This is a genomic window from Streptomyces sp. NPDC094034, assembly GCF_040303865.1.
Taxonomy (GTDB): domain Bacteria; phylum Actinomycetota; class Actinomycetes; order Streptomycetales; family Streptomycetaceae; genus Streptomyces.
Genome location: NZ_JBEOUD010000038.1, coordinates 39495 through 55996, shown reverse-complemented (window position 1 = coordinate 55996; position 16502 = coordinate 39495). Strand labels below are relative to the sequence as shown.

Sequence of the window (16502 nt, the reverse complement as noted above, 5' to 3'; positions counted from 1 at the left end):
GTGACGGATCGTTTTGTCCGCACTGGTGAGATTCTGTGTGTCCTTGGTGAAGATTATTTGATCTTCACTTGTCGGGTGGGGCGTGGCATTGTCGCGGCGTAGCGGCAGTGCCGACTCGTGGGGGGGCGAGCACGTCGGCACGTGTCGTGTCGGGGGTGTCTGCTGTCATGCCCATGATTTGTTACTGCCGGCCGATCGAGAGATTGCCGGGCAGACCATGTCATTGTTCAGAGACGTCGGCAGACGCCGACGCCGCATCCGGTCCACGTTGACCAGGGCCACCAGTGCGACGGCGCTCGCGACCGCGTCCGCCGTTCTGCTGGCGCTGATCCAGGCCGCACCCGCCGCGGCCGACCCGGTGCCCGAGGAGGACACCGGTTACGACCGGAACAGCATCGGCCAGCAGCGGCGCCTCGACCGCTGTCTGACCGGGGTCGCGCTGCACGTCGGCGGCCCCCAGATGAAGGCCAAAGCCATCGAGGGCCTGACCGGCACCGATCAGCAACTCCGAGACGTCGTCGGGGACATCGGCTGGATCGGCTTCGGCCCCCTCGGCCAGGCCGCCGACAGCGACGAGGAGGCCGGGAGCGAGTACGCCGACGCGGACAGGGCCCGCACCGAAGGCCTCGACGCGGCCAACAAGCGCTACCGCGAATCGGCTTGGGCCAGCGAAGACATGGAGTGGCACGCGCCCGAGTTCGGCGAGGACGTCACCCACTTCACCCTCGTCACCCAGAAGGAACTCGCCTGGCGCCTCGGCTGGGACGGCCACAGCAACGCCAGCTCCGAGGCCGTCGCCCGCGCCAGGGCAATCACCGAGGAGAACCGGGGCAAGGACACCTGGCACGACTGGTCCGCGGACGACATGCTGCGGGACAGCGAGATCAACAACACTCGCTACTCGCGCGGTACGACCTCCAGCGACATCGCGTCCTACCTGCGTCGCGGCGGCTTCGCGGCCGAGGCGCCCGCCAAGGACTCCGCCGAGTACCGCGTCGAGGTCGAGGACCTGAAGCAGGCCTGGGCCGCCTGCGACCACCAGAACCCGGTCGACCCGAGGCGCGCGCTCAATGAGCCGGTCATGACCGCGATGGTCGAATGGGAGCTGGAGTACGGCGGACAGGCCGCGCAACGCGCCACGATCATCCAGGCGGAGGCCGACGCCTACGCCGAGACGCGGGCCTCCGCCGACAATCTGGTCGAGGCCATCGGCCAGGCCTGGCTCGCCGAGCAGATCCTGACCTGGCAGAAGTACTGGCAGGACGAACTGGCGCAGGACCCGGACACCATCTTCGACAAACCCGACCAGGCGATGTACGACCAGGCCACGGCCGACCTCGCCCGCTACCGCTCCAACGTGGCGGCCCTGGTCACCTCGGCCAAGGGACACGCTGCCTCGGCCGCCACCGCGGCCCAGAAAGCCGCGACCGCCCAGCAGGAAGCGTGGGCAATCGCCGACGCCACCCATGTGCCGCGTGGCCGCGGTCTGATGTACGCCCAGCAGTCGGTCCAGGTCGCCCGCGCCTCCAGCGCGGCCGCCGCGGCCGCCGCGAAGGCGACCGAGACCGCGCTCTCCGCCGCCAACGCGACCATCGCCGACGCGGACGCGCTGCTCGCCAAGGCGCAGACCGATTCGCACGCGATCAACACGGAGTTCCGCCGTGTCGCCGCCGAGGAGGCCGCCTCCCAGGCGAAGGCCGCCGCCGACAGCGCCGAGGCCAACGCCACGGCCGCCGCCGGCAGCGCGACCACCGCCAAGGCCGCCCGTACGACGGCCGAGAAGCAGCGGGACAAGGCCGAGACCGGCGCCGCCACCGCCGCCACCGAGCGCGCCAAGGCCCAGGCAGAGCACGCCACCGCCGTCGCCTCCCGGGCCACGGCCGCCGCCGAGCGCGCCAAGGCGCAGGAGGCCGAGGAGCGGGCGGCGACGCAGCAGACCACGGCCAGGAACGCCGACAGAGCCGCGGAGACCGGGGCCACGGACGCCGCGGCGAAGCGCAAGACCGCCGACGAGAAGGCGAAGGCCGCCCAGAGCGCACGCGAGAAGGCGACCGCGGCCCTCCTGGACAAGCAGGCCACCGCGGCCCGCGCCGCCGCCCTCGAAGCCGCGGCCCGCGCCGCCGAGGGCAGCGGGGCCGCCACCGAGACCCGCGCCGCCGCCACCGCCGCCCGTACGTCCGCGAACGAGGCCGCTGAGGCCGCCACCGCGGCACAGACCGCTGCGGCCCAGGCCACCACGGCCGCCGTCGCCGCCCGCTCCGCCGCCACCACAGCGGAGGGCGCCGCCGAGCGCGCCCAGGCCAACGCGAGCAACGCGTGGTCGGCGTACCACTCCTCCAACAGCGCCGCCTCCACCGCGCGCGCCGCCGCGGCCACCGCCCTGGACGCGTCGCAGGACGCCGCGATCCGTGCGGACAACGCCGCCACGGCGTCGGAGAACGCGACCGAGCTGGCCAAGAAGGCCGAACAGGATGCCGTCACGGCAGAGACCGGTGCCGCCGAGGCGGTGAAGTCGGCCGGGACCGCGGTCGGCCGTGCCTACGCCGCAGGTCAGGCCGCGCTCGCCGCCCGCGACAGTGCCATGGAGGCGGTCGCCGTCGCCGGCGAGGCCATCGTCGTCGGCACTCCGTACCAGGAGAAGGACAGCGCCGCCGCGTTCGCCGTGCTCGTCGGCCAGTCGTCGAAGACGATCGCCCAGCAGCAGGCGGCTGCCGCCAAAGCCAAGGCCGTCGAGGCGGCGGCCGCCGCCGAGGCCGCGCAGCAGGCGGCCGCCCAGGCCCAGGGCGACGCGAAGCTCGCGGCCGAGGCCGCTGCCCGCGCCGCCGAGGACTCGGCCCGCGCCGTCGAGGCCGTGACCCGCGCCCAGGCGTCCGTTGCCGAGGCCGCCGACGCGCAGAAGGGCGCCAAGTCCGCCGCCGACACCGCTGACGACTACGCCCAACAGGCCGGGAACGACGCCGTCGGCGCCCGCCTCACCGCGGACGGGGTGAGCAGCGTCGCCCAGGAGGCAGACCGCGAGGCCACCGACGCGGAGCGGCACGCCGCCGAGGCGAACGAGAAGGCGGGCCGGGCCGGCGACGCGGCCAAGGACGCCGCGGACAAGGCGATTCAGGCAGAGCAGGACGCCAAGGCCGCCGAGGACAAGGCCACCGACGCGGAGGGCGACAGCACCAGAGCCGAGGAGGCCGCAGAGCAGGCCGAGCAGCAGCAGCGCGAGAAGAACGAGACCGCCCACGAGGACGCGCTCGCCGAGGGCACCACACCCATCAAGGGCGGGGCGAACAACTGGCCGAAGCTCGGCGAGCGCGAGGCGAAGATCCTCCTCGATGCCTGCGGTCAGACCTGCGTGGACGACTACCGGGAGGCTCTCGCCGCGGTCTCCGTGAACGTCGTCGAGTGGGCCACCGCCAACGGCGGGCAGATCCTCTTCGAACAGCTCGACGCCGCCGAGGCCAAGGAGTGCCTGGCCAAGTCCGACGTCGAGGAGTGCCTCTGGTCGCTGGTCGACATCCCCTCGTCCGCGGTGATCGTGGGCCGCATGCCCGCGCTCGCCCAGGCGATCGAGAAGGTCTCCACCGGCATGCGGAAGATTTTCACCGATGCCGACAACGCCCTGCGCCGGCTCAACGAGCTGACCGCTGTCATCAGTGACGTCCGCAGCACTCCGCGCCTCGACAGGTGCCTCGCCGGAGTCGCTCTGCACGCGGGCGGTGCCAAGATGAAGGCCAAGGCCATCGAGGGCCTGGCGGGCACCAACGACCAACTGCACGCCGTGATCGGCGATGTCGGCTGGATCGGGTTCATGCCCCTGGGGCAGGCCAGTGACCTGGACAAGCAGGCCGGTTACGCCTATAGGGACACCGTCGCGGCCCGTAAGGCGCTCCTGGAGGACGCCAACCGCCCGTACGCGATGAGCTCGTTCAGCGACAAGATCACGCTGCACGCACCGGAGTTCGGCGCCGACATCCTCGGCTACACCCTCTCCACGCAGGCGAAGCTGGCCGACCGCCTCGGATGGGACGCTCACACCAACGCCGGCCCGGAGGCGATCGCCAAGGCCCGTGAGCTGACCGAGCAGAACCGGGGCAAGGACGACTGGCACGACTGGTCCGCGGACATCATGCTGCGGGACTCCAGCCTGAACAACACCCGTTGGTCCGGCGGCACCACCTCTGCCGACATCGCCACCTACCTGCGGCACGGCGGCTTCCCCAACCAGAAGGTCACCGAGGGCACGGCGGCGTTCCGCGTCGAGGTCGAGAACCTCAAGCAGGCGTGGGCCTCGTGCAACCACCAGGACCCGGTGGACCCGCGCAACGCACTGAGCGAGGCCGTCTCCCAGGCCTCGGCCGAGTGGGAGGCGGAGTACGCCGCCCAGGCCGCCCCACGCGCCGTGATCATGCGGGCGGAAGCCGACGCCGCCGCCGCGACGCGCTCCGCCGCCGACACTATGGTCGAGGCCATCGGCCAGGCGTGGCTCGCCGATCAGATCCTGCTCTGGCAGCAGTACTGGCACGACGAACTCAAGACCGACCCGGACAGCATCCACAAACCGAAGCAGGCCCTGTTCGACAAGGCGAAGACGGACCTGGCGAAGGCCCGTGGCACAGTCCAGGCCCTGGTCACCACCGTCAACGAGCAGGCCGGCCTGGCCGCCGCCGCCGCACAGCGCGCGGCCACGGCCCAACAGGACGCCTGGGCCATCGCGGACGCGGCCGGGCTGCCGCGTGGCCGCGGTCTGATGTACGCCCAGCAGTCGGTCCAGGTCGCCCGCGCCTCGGGCGCGGCCGCCACGGCCGCCGCGAAGGCGACCGAGACGGCGCTGAACGCGACGAAGGCCACGGTCTCGACGTCCCAGACCCTGCTGGCCCTGGCTCAGACCCAGGCGCACGCGCTGAACACCGAGTTCCGCCGCATCGCCGCCCAGGAGGCCGCCTCCCAGGCGAAGGCCGCGGCGGACAGCGCCGATGAGCAGGCTGCCGAGGCCGAGGCGAATCTGAAGATCGCCAAGGCTGCTCAGAGCACCGCGGAGAAGGAGGAGCAGGAGGCCAGGACGGCCGCGGCCACGGCGCAGAGCCAGCGGGCCGTCGCCGAGTTGGAGCGCGCCAAGGCCGCGGCCGCTCGTTCGACCGCCGAGTCGGAGCGCGCCAAGGCGGGCGCCGCCGAGGACCGGGCCCAGAGCGAACGGACCCGCGCCGGCGACGCGCTGAACGACGCCAACGAGGCCGGCGGCACGGCGGCCTCGAAGCGGGCCGCGGCCGAGCGGGCCGAGTTGGACGCCGCGGACGCGCGGGACCGCGCGGTCGAGGCCGAGAACCACCAGCGCACCACGGAATCCAGGGCCGCGGCCCTGGAAGCGGCCGCGGCTGCGGCAGAGGGTACGCAGGCGGCCGGGGAGACCCGTGCGGCGGCCACCGAGGCCCGTACGGCGGCGAACGAAGCGGCGTCCGCGGCCAGGGGGGCTCGTACGGCGGCCAATGAGGCGTCTCAGGCGGCCGTCAACGCCCGGGCAGCGGCCACCGAGGCGAAGGTCGCCGCGGCCAACTCCAACGAGGCCGCGGACAAGGCGTGGTCCGCGTATTACACGGCCCAGGGGTCGGCGGCGTCCGCCCACTCCGCGGCGGCCGACGCCATCGACGCCTCTGCGGCCGCGGCACTGAACGCGAAGAAGGCCGAGGAGGACTCCAAGAAGGCGTCCGCCGCGGCGGACGTCGCGAAGAAGGAGGCGGCGGCGGCCCACACCGAGGCGGTCAAGACCGCCGAGTGGGCGGCCAAGACCGCCGGCTACGCCTACGCCACCGCCCAGGCGGCGAGCGCGGCACGGGACACCGCGACCCAGGTCGTCAAGCCGGCCCAGGAAGCCATCGGAGTCGGCACTCCGTACCAGGAGACCGACGCGGCGGCGGCCTTCGCGGTGCTCACCGGCCAGGGCGCGCTGACCCTCTCGCAGCAGCAGGCGGCGGCGGCCGAGGCCAAGGCGGTCCAGGCGGCCGCGTACTCGGCGACCGCCCAGCGCCTCGCCGAGCAGGCGGCGGCCGACGACAAGCTGGCGGCCGAGGCGGCTGCGGCGGCGGCCAAGGACGCGGAGCGCGCGGCACGCGCCGTGCAGCGCGCCCAAACCGCGGCGGCGGGGGCGGAGAAGGCGGCCCAGGCCGCTCAGGCCGCCGCCGAGCGGGCCGACGGCTATGCCATGCAGGCGGGTACGGACGCCGTGTACGCGTCGTTCGCCGCCGGCGAGGCGACCGCCGACGCGGCTGCGGCCGACCGGGAGGCCACCGAGGCGGAACGGGACGCGGTGAGCGCTCGTGCCGCGGCCGACGACGCCCAGACGGACGCCAGGACGGCCGGCCGCATCGCGACGGTCTCGGAGAACGACGCCGTCCGAGCGGAGACCGCGGCGGCCAACGCGCGGGAGTCCGCCGTCCAGGCGGACGCCGCGGCCGACCGGGCCGAGAAGGAGGAACGCGAGCGCCTGGCGGAAGAGCGCAAGCGGGCGGTGGAATTGGGTGACACAGGTGTTCTCTTCGACCCCGGTATCCCGCTGACCGCCGAGGAACAGGCCATCCTCATGGAGGCGTGCGGACAGCAGTGCGTCGACGACTACAAGGCCGCGTTCGCCGCGGTGTCGCAGACCGTCGTCGACTGGATCAAGGCCAACGGCGCCGATGTGCTCCTGGAGCTCATCGGGGTCAACGACCTCAAGCGCTGCTTCGGCGAGGGCGACGTCGAGAGCTGCCTGTGGACCCTGGTCAACGTCGCCAGCCTGGTCGTGGTCGTGGGCAAGCTGCCCGCGGTGGCCAAGGCGATCGCGACGGTGACCGCAGGGGTCTCGAAGTTCTTCTCGCGCGCCGAGTGGGGCAAGAAGACCATCGAGCGGCTCCGGAAGGTCATCGACAACTTCAAGAAGGAGCCGGAGGGCAAGCCGGACCGCACGCCGGACTGCCTCAGCCTCCCGGGCACCAGGTCCGCGGCCAGGTCGGGTGTCTCCGCGATGGGCTTCTCCGCCGCGACCTCGGCCGGCGATCCGATCGACTGCGACGAGATCGACGTTCTCGACGGGCACCTGGGGCGCAAGCGCCTCGGCTCCGACATGAGGTACCACCTGAAGGAGGGCGACACCGAGATCCAGATCGACAACCCCAACGACCTCTCCGACACGATCACGGACATCGATCTCGTACGTGGCAGCGTGCTCTGGGAGAACAAGACCGTGACCGCACGGAAACTGACGCAGGAACAACTGCAGAAGTGGGTGGACAAGCACGTCGGGAAGAAGATCGCCGGCTACAAGCGGGCACGCCCCTTCCTCAAGGGATACGAGGACGCGCCCGTCGGAATCCGGTTCGAGGACCCGGCGATCCTCCAGATCAACCCGGGCCTCAAGGATCTCGTGGCCCAGCGAATGAAGGAACTCAGAGCGATCCACCCGGACGTGGACATCCGTCTAGACTGGCCGTCATGAGCTACACCTTCGATATCGGCGACGACACGATCTGGGGCCCGGCCAATTCCGTCGCACGTATCTTCCTGGGAACAGTGAGGACGCTCTCGGAGGAATACCGAATCCCGTCCGGAGTCGGGGACGACCTCATGGGAATGGTGGAAATCGATCCCGCGGCGTTCCCCGCTTTCGTGCAGCGGGTTCTCACCGAACGGGCGCAGAGCCTGCACATGTACAAAAGCATGATGCTGGACGGAATTCTGCCGATCCTTATCGCCATGGCGGACCGAGGAAAGCTGGGACTCTCCGCCCGTACGCCCGAGGAGGGTGCCTACCTCGAAGAAGTGAGGGCACGGAAGCTGCCGATGCTCGCACCGTCCGACTAGCCGAAACCGCATGAGAACGCCCGGCCGGGGACCCCGGCCGGGCGTTCTCACGTGAGTGACGCGAAGGTCAACCCAACTGGTCCAACTGCGCCTTGACGACTGCCTCCGGGATCGCGCTCTTCTGCGGGTCCAGCATGTTGACGCCGTAGAAGACGGCGAGCACGCCGTCCTTGCGGACCACGGTGTACGTCATGGGGACACTCTGCTTGGCGACGACACTGGTGATGCGGTAGCCGAGGGACTCGTCGCCCAGGCCGGGCGCCTTCACCGGCTTGACCGCCGTGTAGCTCAGGCCCAGGGTCTTGAAGCCGCCGGGGCACTCCTCCAGGGAGGTCCGCAGGTCCGCCATGACTTTCTGGGCGTTCTTCTCCGAGTGGGCGGCGAGCCACATCGAGCCGATGGTGGCGTTCGTCGCCTCGGTGGGTTCGAGGGAGCGGTGTTCCACGCTCACCGCGGGTATGTGGGTGAATCCGCCGGCGAGACTCGCGAGTGGCTGGCACTCGGACTTGTCGGCCTTCATGTCCCGGCCCGCCTCGACTTCCGCCTCGGCGACCTTCTTGACCTCGAATCCGTTCTTCTTTCCTGAGAGCGTGGTCTTTTCGAGGGTCTGCGGGTCCATCGCGCCGATGCGCTTGGCCTCGGCGGCTGCCTCGCCGTCGGCGCCCGTCTCGCCGGGCGTGCTCTTCGCGCTTGCCGTCGGCTTCTTCTCGTCGGATTCTGCCGATTCACCGCTGCACGCGGATACCGCGAGCAGGGCCGGCAATACGGCGGCGATCGGAAGGACCCTACGCAGTCTCATGTTCTTTTTCTTTCCTGGCATCTCTCGCGGATAAAGAATGAGGAAAATGATCTTACCGGCGGCAGGGAGTATTCCTCATTACGTTTTGGTGTCGGTCGGTTCCGTTCGGTGCGCAGTCGAGCCGGAAAGCTCGGTCAACCCCGACCGCACGCCTTGTCGACCAGGACGCCCGTTCTGTCCTTGACGCGCACTCGGGCGGGGGCTGGTGCCGTGGATCGCAAGGCGGAGGAGGGAGCCGACGCGGAGCGTCGGCGACCGACGACAACGCGGCGAGGCGCGGTGCCGAGGCACGCGAGCCCGGCAAGATCCGAACGAAAGGCCCCAGGGCGGCGGGACGATGGAATGCGGCGTCGACCATGCCGGTCAGCTCGGCAACCGAGGCGCCGGCACGCAGTGTTCCGTCCTGGTCCAGGGCGGGGTTGCCAGACCTGTTCGGGCAGGGCCCGGACCGCGCGGCGGACTGGCCTGGTGACCGCGAGCGGATCTTCACCGCCCCGGTGGCCCAGGTCGACGCCGACGAGGACCTCAACTGGGCCGTCTCGGTGGACTCCACGATCGTACGTGCCCACCAGCACGCGGCCGGGGCCCGTAAAGAGGGCCCCGGCCGGCGAACCGGACGACCATCTGTGTTGTTCAGTGGGCGATGCCGTTCAGTTCGGCCACATCCTCGTCCGAGAGGGAGAGACCGGCGCCTGCGATGTTCTCGCGCAGGTGGGCGGTGGACGAAGTACCCGGGATGAGCAGGATGTTCGGCGAGCGCCGCATCAGCCAGGCCAGCGCGACCGACATGGGCGTCGCCGCCAGTCGGTTCGCGACCTGCGAGAGAGCCTCGGACTGTAGCGGCGTGAAGCCTCCCAGAGGGAAGAACGGCACGTAGGCGATGCCATCGGCGGCGAGGTGGTCTACGAGGTCGTCGTCGTGGCGGTGGGCGAGGTTGTACATGTTCTGCACGCACACGATCGGGGCGATGCTGCGCGCCTCGGCGACCTGCTCCCCGGTGACATTGCTGACGCCGAGGTGGCGGATCAGGCCCTCTTGCTGGAGGCCGACGAGCGTCTCGAATGCTTCGGTGATCGAGCCGGGCTCGGGACCCTGAGCGTCGCCCATGCGCATGTTGACCAGGTCGAGGGTCTCGACGCCGAGGGATTCGAGGTTCCCGTGGACCTGCTTGCGCAGGTCTTCGGGGCGCCGGGCCGTGGGCCAGCCGCCCTGCGCGTCGCGGGTCGCACCCACCTTGGTGGCGATGAACAGCGGCTCCGAGTAGGGGTGCAGCGCTTCACGGATCAGCTCATTCGTGATGCGCGGTCCGTAGGCGTCGCTGGTGTCGATGTGGCTGATCCCGAGGCTGACTGCCTCGCGCAGCACGGCCAGGGCGCCGTCACGGTCGGCGGGCGGCCCCATGACCCACGGGCCGGCGAGCTGCATCGCGCCGTAGCCGAACCGGGTGACGGACGCGTCACCCAGCGTCCAGGTTCCGCCGGGAAGAGGTGCGGAGGGCGTGTTCATCGTGATGCCTTTCACTTCATACCAGGGGTGGTGGATCCAGCCCCCTTGCACCAGTGTTGGAGAGTAACTTCCTGCCGGGAAGTAGGCACTCTGAAGTGCGTAACAACCCAGAAGGTGACAGGCGAGACCAGTGACGACGACGAAGGCCGACAAGAAGGCACAGGCCAAGGCGGAGTACAACGCGTTCCTGGCGGTGTGCCCCAGCCGTCAGCTCCTCGACCGGATCTCGGACAAGTGGGTCGTCCTGATCCTGTGCGCACTGGGCGGTGACACACCCGAACAGCCCGGCGCATCGCACGCCCCGAAGGCGATGCGCTACTCCGAGCTGGCCCGGCTGCTGGCCGGCGTCAGCCAGAAGATGTTGACCCAGACCCTACGGGCTCTCGAACGCGACGGCTTGCTCACCCGCACCGTGACACCCACAGTCCCTGTCACCGTCACGTACGAGCTGACTGACCTCGGCCTCTCACTCCACCACCTGACACGCGGGCTCAGACAGTGGGCCCAGACCCACATGGAACAAGTCCTCGCCAATCGCGAAGGGCACGACGCACGAACTTCCTAGCGTGGACGGCGTACTCCGTCTCTGCTACGGGCTGAGTTCTGCCTGCCATGAGTGACGTGCGGCGGACGCGGGGCAAGTCAAGCCCCTATTTCCGGACCGGGCGCCACGACCGGGCCTATGACCGGAACAACAAGCGGATGACCCAAACGAAACAGCCTGGGCGCAATGTCGTTCGGTTAGGGCGTGTCCGGCGGATCAATGCCCCACAGTAGGTGGGCCTTGGGCAATGATCCGACGACACACAACTGGCGACTGGTCGTCAGGTCATCGCGAACTTGGCAACGTACTCGTCGAAGGGCTCGATGCCGACTTCTGCACGGAGTTCGTCCATGCGCTCGGGCTCTTCGCAAGGCCACGGAACCGGTGATCCGTCCTTCACGCCGGCGATCTGAGTGCCGTAGACCTGCTTGCGGCCCTCATTGACCAGCGTGCGGTCGCGCAGAAAGGCCAGCTCGCGCGGGCTGGCCGAGCCGGCCGACACCGCCTGCTCCATCAGCTGGAGGGCGCGCCGCTGGACGTCGAGCTGCCGGTCGGCGTGCTGGGCGATAAGCCACGCCGCGCGGGCGGCTTCCTCGCCGACCAGTTCGGCAGTCGGCCAGCCGTACCGATCCATGATCTCGCCGAGTCGGTCGCCGTGCCGTGCGGTCAGCCATCGCCACGCCAACTGCTCGGCTGGGTCGTCGCTGTTCGCGCGGACTGAGGACTGGTGATCTGCCACGGCCATGTCGGTGAGTTCCACCGCCAGTGCGGCAACGTCGTGCGTCACTCTCGACTCCCTGGTTGCGTCGGTGCGTTGTGCTCGTCGACGGCAACCCTAAAGGCGCAAATCAGGTGTAAAGATCATTCCGGAGAACGGTGACAGGCACCTCTCCACACTCGGATAATGGATCTATGCCCAAAGCCAGAGCCGGACCGCTGCGACGGTCACGGTGCCCTGGAAGACGTAGGCACGCTTGTCGAATCTCGTGGCCACGGCCCGGAAGTTCTTGAGGGCGCTGATCGTCCGCTCCACTTCGTTCCTGTTCGTTCCTGTTCGTTCCTGGGCCTGTAGACCGCCTTGTCGAAGCCGGTGGGCCGCCCGCCATGGCTCCCGCGGCGCTTGCGGTTGGCCCGCTGGCTCTTCGGCTCGGGGATGGTGTGCTTGATCTGCCGTCGCCGCAGGTAGGGGCGGTTGCGGCGGGAGGAGTACGCCTTATCGCCGCCGAGATGGTCCGGCCGGGTGCGCGGGCGTCCACCGCCGAGCCGGCCGACCCGGATGCGTTCCATGACAGGGATGAGCTGCGGGGCATCGCCCCACTGGCCCAGGGTGATCCGCAGGGCCACCGGCCGGCGTCCGCCTTCCCCGGCAAGGTGGATCTTGCATATCAGGCCGCCCTGGGAGCGCCCCAGCCCCTCGCCGGGGCGGTGCTGCCGGGGCGTTCACCCCGCCACCCTGAGTGAGGAAGACCGCGTCGGCCTGAAGGACCTCCTGACCCGCTGTCCCGAACTGGACACGGCCGCGGGACACGTCCGCGACTTCGGCGAGATACTCACCGGCCGCCTCGGCGCCACGCTCCTTGCCTGGATCGACGCCGTCGACGCCAGCCAGCAGCCCGGGCTCACCGGATTCGCACTCCACCTGCTCCGAGACCTCAACGCCGTGACCGCCGGCCTCACCCTGGAGTGGAGCTCGGGCAGCATCGAAGGCGCCGTGAACCGCATCAAAAAAATCAAGAGACAGCTCTACGGCCGAGCCGGATTCGAACTCCTACGCAAGATGATCTTGCTTCAGCAGTGCATCGCCCCGGTGCCGGCTCGCCGCTTCCCAGCACCTTGAGATCATCAGAGTTCGGTCGTCCAGATTCCGACAGGATGGTCACTCGGAGGCAGCCACAACTGAGGCTGTGACTCGCGATGCCTCTCGTCAGCCTGCTCATCCCAGTGGAAACGGCCCTCGGCATCAGGCCACCCGACTTGCAGCACGGGGAGAGGCGGCCGCCGGTAGAACCCGATGGCCTGCCCGAAGAAGGTCCGGTACCAGCCGCGATCAACCTGCCTGAGCGCGACTCGATGACCGGCAACAACATCAGGATGGCGCTGGCCCTCCGCCAGCGCTTCACCCGCGGCAGACTTCTCTCCGAGCGTGTTGAGCATATGGTGCATGGCATGGACATCGTGCCCGAACATGACGAGTTCAGATCCGCCGTGAGTGTGCGCGAGGCCGATCGTGTAGGCGAATCCAGGACCGATCTCGTCTTCGGGAACCATCACGACGTGCCATCCGTGCTGCTGCACATGTTCGATGACCGTCAGATCCATGCGGTCCGCTTCGTCCCGATCGCCGTAGTCGTGGCAGAGGACACAGCGGCACCGGAACTGATCACCAGTCATGTGCGGAGGGTACGAGGCGAGCGTTCACGTCGAGCAACCGGGGTTTGGACCCCTCAATCGAACAGCGCCGTCACCCTCCGCGACATCTCCCCAAGATCTGTGCCAGAACCGAGTTTTGATGTCGCTCCGGCGGCGGCGCGGGTTCGGTTCAGGGGCTGTGTGAAGGGATGACCGGGAGCTGGGCAAGGCGATCCGCGTAGGGTTCGACGCGTGATTATCTGGCTGAATGGCACCTTCGGTGCGGGCAAGACCACGACCGCCAAGGAACTGACCTCGCGTATTCCGGACTCCAGGCTCTTCGACGCCGAGAAGGTCGGGGAGATGCTCTGGCACGTGCTCGGGGTTCCCGAACGTGACTTTCAGGATTTTCCGCCGTGGCGAGGGCTCGTGGTGGAGACCGCACGGCAGGTTCTCGACTACGTGGGTGGCACTCTGGTGGTCACCCAGACGGTACTGGTCGAGCAGTATTGGCGGGAGATTCATGGTGGTTTGACTGAAGCTGGCATTCCTGTGCACCACTTCCTGCTGGACACGGACCAGGACACGCTGGTTGAACGTATCGAGACTGACAGCAAGCCTGAGAGCATCAGTGCTCGCCAGTGGCGCCTTGATCACTTGGGCGAGTATGAGCGCGCCCTGTCCTGGCTCCGTCGGGAAGCGCAAGTGATCGACACCACTGATGTCGTTCCCTCCCGCGTCGCGGAGATCGTCATGAAGAGGTTTCAAGTCGGCTGACTGGTCCGGCGGGACATCGGGTGGCTTGTCCTGTGGAAGCCTGGCTCAGCCGGCTTCCGCTCGTTCCGCCTGGGCTTTGGTATGGGCGAGGCGGTAGGACTCGGTGCCGGTCTGGATGATGGCGCAGTTGAAGGTCAGCCAGTCGACGATGGCCGCACAGAGCCGCGGATCGGCGAACGTGCACGTCTTCGTCCACCCGCTGAGACTTTCGCTCGAAGCGACCAGGACGCTGTATCAATGCATAAAAGATCGACACGGCCGTAGCGGGCGATCGTCTTGGTCAGCTGCTTCTCGTCGGCGGCTTCGACCAGTTCGTTGACGAGTTTGGTAGCTGGCACGTAGCGGACGCGTCCAGGTCAGCCCGCAGCATCCCGTCGATCAGCGACTTGTAGGGATCGAGCCGGGACTCCTTGCGCCGCTGCTTCTTCCGCGGCTCGGGCCACTGCCCGTCCAGAGGCCGCCGGACCGTCCTCCAGGTCACGTTGTGCGTGCGCCGAAGCGCACGCAGCGCCGTTCCCATCCGTTGATCCCGGCGGAACGCCGCGTACAACTCGCCCTTCGACTGCGAGTTACCCATGAGGCCCCCAGCCGGAGAAGCACACCTCACAGTCCCACCGCAAGCCCCCAAGTGACGTCAAACCAAACTGACATCGCAAACTCGGTCAGACGGTGGCTCCCACAGTCACATCGAAACGGCTCCCGCAGTCACGCGCATAACCACGATGGCCACGCCGTTACCAGAGACTGCTGAACGCGAGCCGGACACGTTCCTCGTTGTTGGCCACGTCGAGAGCGCCGCCGCGTACTTGGGCTGTCTCATCGGCAGTCAGTCCGCGGCCGAACACGCGAACATCGTCCAAACCGCCCTTGAACAACTGAGTTATGCCGACCGGCTGGTCCGGGAAGTCGGGGCGCGCTCCTACATAGACACTGAAGGGGCCGGACGGGGTGATGTCACCGGCGGGTGCGGACGAAGTGGAGTCGGGTCCGCCGTCCACCGACAGACGCAGCTGCCCGTGCTGGCGCGTGAACACCACGTGGTGCCAGGCACCGTCGCCGTACGAGGAGGGGGTTCGTACCTCGGCGTATTCCGTGCCCGTGTCGATCGCTGCCCGGACGAAGCCGCTGCCCGGCTCTGCCCGGAGCCAGAACTGCCGTTCGCCCGCTCCCATGCCGTACCCCCACAGGATCGGCAGTGGGCCGGTGGGGGCCGAGTACCTGAACCAGGCGGTTACCGTGAAGTCCGACGCGCCGAGCCGTAGGGACGGCCCGCAGTTCACGAGCCGCAGGTAGTCGTCCCGCCCGTCGAAGTCCAGCGCTTTGCCGGAGCCCCTGGTGCCGAGTTGGGCATCGCCGTGGACGACGGCGTGGTTGGTGTTGCCGCTGGTGTCGCTGGTGCGGGGGAGGCGCAGTTCGGTCTGGGCGGCGTCCAGTTCGGGCTCGGTGAACGCGGTGAAGGCGACCGTGCCGTGCGGGGTGGTCGTGGCCGTCTCGTAGACCATGCCGATGGTGCCCGTCGGCAACAACGTGAGGTCGGAGTATCCGGCCCGGCCCGGGACCACCAGGGTGCCGACGGTCTGCCAGGTTCGGCCTTCGTCGTAGGAGGAGCGGATGGCCAACTCCCGGCGGTCCTCCAAGACGGAAGCGCCCAGGCGAGCCGGGGCCGAGAGCAGGATCCGGTCCCGGCCGGCTCCCTCGTCGGTGGCGCTGAGCCGGAGCAGCGAGCCGAAGACCGGCGGCGCGTCCAGGCCGGTCACCGGCACGAACGCGGAGGAGAAGGTCGCGCCCGCGTCCTCACTGGTGGCGGCCAGCCGGTGCGCGTTGGTCTCGCACGTCTGCGAACTCCGCGCGTTCACATGGAGAGTGCCGTCCGTCCGCTCCAGCACCGAGAGTTCGCCGGGACGGGCAGTGCCCACATCCGCCTCCGAGTGGGCACCGAGGGCCCAGGTGAGGCCTCCGTCGTCGCTGTAGTAAAGCTGTCCGCCACCTTGTCCCTGCGTGGTCGTGTGATCCCCCGGTACCACGAGCCGCCCCGCGTGCGCGCCTCGGGTCAACTGGATCCCGTGGCCCGGGCCGACGGACACCCACCTCCATCCTGCGGGCTTCAGGTGTGCCAGCCCGGCTCCTTGCTGCCAGGTCGCCCCGTCGTCCAGGCTGTGCAGCACGCGCAGTTCGCGGGCGCCCCTGCTGCGAGTGCCGTCGGCGTTCTGGGTCCAGTCGCTGGTGGCGTACAGCAGGGAGATGCGGCCGGTTCGAGCGTCCACGACGGGGGCGGGATTACCGTACGCCCATTCATCGTCCGCACCCGCGAGGACAGTCAGTGGGCCCCAGGTCCGCCCGCCGTCAGTCGACCGCTTCATGACCAGGTCGATGTGTCCCACGTCACTGCAGTCGGTCACTCTGCCCTCGGCGAAGGCCAGCAGCGCACCGGAGCGATCGGTGACCAGCGCGGGAATGCGGAAACAGGAGTAACCCTCGCTGCGAACCGCGAAGGGCGTGGACAGCTTCGCCGGAAATGCGGCGGCAGCCGCGGGCGGTAGTGGCACGAGGGCCACCGCCATGAGCACGACCAGCATGAGGAAGGCGAGAACCGGACGGCGTGGCGGCGCACCGGCCAGCGCGCGTGGCGCTGTCCGTAGGCGCGAATGACCATGTGACATGGCACGAATCATGCCAGCAGCCAGTCCGTCCGAGCTTGTT

At 69.1% G+C, this 16502-nt stretch carries 10 protein-coding genes and 3 pseudogenes; 6 read left to right on the top strand and 7 right to left on the bottom strand.

Annotated features, from left to right (window positions below):
* Window positions 1-217: 217 nt before the first annotated feature.
* Together ABTZ59_RS27960 and ABTZ59_RS27955 are read left to right on the top strand one after the other, a co-directional pair.
* Window positions 218-7462, top strand: a complete 7245-nt coding sequence (locus tag ABTZ59_RS27960) for a hypothetical protein (RefSeq protein WP_351419029.1) — start codon at window positions 218-220, stop codon at window positions 7460-7462.
* A complete protein-coding gene (locus ABTZ59_RS27955) occupies window positions 7459-7827 on the top strand; it encodes a DUF6086 family protein (protein ID WP_351419027.1) in 369 nt (122 codons plus the stop codon). The genes ABTZ59_RS27960 and ABTZ59_RS27955 overlap by 4 nt, the downstream gene beginning before the upstream one ends.
* 67 nt (window positions 7828-7894) lie before the next feature.
* On the opposite strand, the gene ABTZ59_RS27950 is transcribed toward ABTZ59_RS27955, so the two are convergent.
* Window positions 7895-8626, bottom strand: coding sequence for a hypothetical protein (locus tag ABTZ59_RS27950; protein ID WP_351419023.1), 732 nt, complete (start codon window positions 8624-8626; stop codon window positions 7895-7897).
* A 530-nt stretch (window positions 8627-9156) separates the two neighbouring features.
* On the opposite strand from ABTZ59_RS27950, the pseudogene ABTZ59_RS27945 reads away from it, so the two are divergent.
* A pseudogene (locus ABTZ59_RS27945) lies at window positions 9157-9225 on the top strand (transposase); the annotation flags it as partial.
* A 34-nt stretch (window positions 9226-9259) separates the two neighbouring features.
* Here ABTZ59_RS27945 and ABTZ59_RS27940 read toward each other — a convergent pair.
* Window positions 9260-10132 carry an aldo/keto reductase family oxidoreductase gene (locus ABTZ59_RS27940; protein ID WP_351419101.1) on the bottom strand — a complete coding sequence of 291 codons (873 nt, stop codon included), beginning with the start codon at window positions 10130-10132 and terminating at the stop codon, window positions 9260-9262.
* A gap of 130 nt (window positions 10133-10262) precedes the next feature.
* On the opposite strand from ABTZ59_RS27940, the gene ABTZ59_RS27935 reads away from it, so the two are divergent.
* Window positions 10263-10697 (top strand): winged helix-turn-helix transcriptional regulator, encoded by a 435-nt coding sequence (locus ABTZ59_RS27935; RefSeq protein ID WP_351419021.1) that lies wholly within the window; start codon window positions 10263-10265, stop codon window positions 10695-10697.
* 259 nt (window positions 10698-10956) lie between these two features.
* Here the strand turns inward: ABTZ59_RS27935 and ABTZ59_RS27930 are convergent, their stop codons facing one another.
* Both ABTZ59_RS27930 and ABTZ59_RS27925 read right to left on the bottom strand, forming a co-directional pair.
* Window positions 10957-11463, bottom strand: a complete 507-nt coding sequence (locus ABTZ59_RS27930) for a DUF6624 domain-containing protein (RefSeq protein ID WP_351419019.1) — start codon at window positions 11461-11463, stop codon at window positions 10957-10959.
* A gap of 123 nt (window positions 11464-11586) precedes the next feature.
* Window positions 11587-12116 (bottom strand): annotated as a pseudogene (locus tag ABTZ59_RS27925) (IS5 family transposase); the annotation flags it as partial.
* Here ABTZ59_RS27925 and ABTZ59_RS27920 point away from each other — a divergent pair.
* Window positions 12004-12513, top strand: a complete 510-nt coding sequence (locus tag ABTZ59_RS27920) for a transposase (protein WP_503003766.1) — start codon at window positions 12004-12006, stop codon at window positions 12511-12513. The pseudogene ABTZ59_RS27925 and the gene ABTZ59_RS27920 overlap by 113 nt on opposite strands.
* 5 nt (window positions 12514-12518) lie before the next feature.
* Here ABTZ59_RS27920 and ABTZ59_RS27915 read toward each other — a convergent pair whose 3' ends face one another.
* Window positions 12519-13067, bottom strand: coding sequence for a DUF4262 domain-containing protein (locus ABTZ59_RS27915; RefSeq protein ID WP_351419015.1), 549 nt, complete (start codon window positions 13065-13067; stop codon window positions 12519-12521).
* A 210-nt stretch (window positions 13068-13277) separates the two neighbouring features.
* On the opposite strand from ABTZ59_RS27915, the gene ABTZ59_RS27910 reads away from it, so the two are divergent.
* Window positions 13278-13802 carry a P-loop nucleotide/nucleoside kinase family protein gene (locus tag ABTZ59_RS27910; RefSeq protein WP_351419012.1) on the top strand — a complete coding sequence of 175 codons (525 nt, stop codon included), beginning with the start codon at window positions 13278-13280 and terminating at the stop codon, window positions 13800-13802.
* Between the two features lie 45 nt (window positions 13803-13847).
* Here the strand turns inward: ABTZ59_RS27910 and ABTZ59_RS27905 are convergent.
* Window positions 13848-14152, bottom strand: a pseudogene (locus ABTZ59_RS27905) (ATP-binding protein); the annotation flags it as partial.
* Window positions 14153-14536: 384 nt separating this feature from the next.
* Entirely contained in the window at window positions 14537-16462 is a 1926-nt protein-coding gene (locus tag ABTZ59_RS27900) for an exo-alpha-sialidase (RefSeq protein WP_351419009.1), read from the bottom strand.
* Between the last annotated feature and the right edge of the window lie 40 nt (window positions 16463-16502).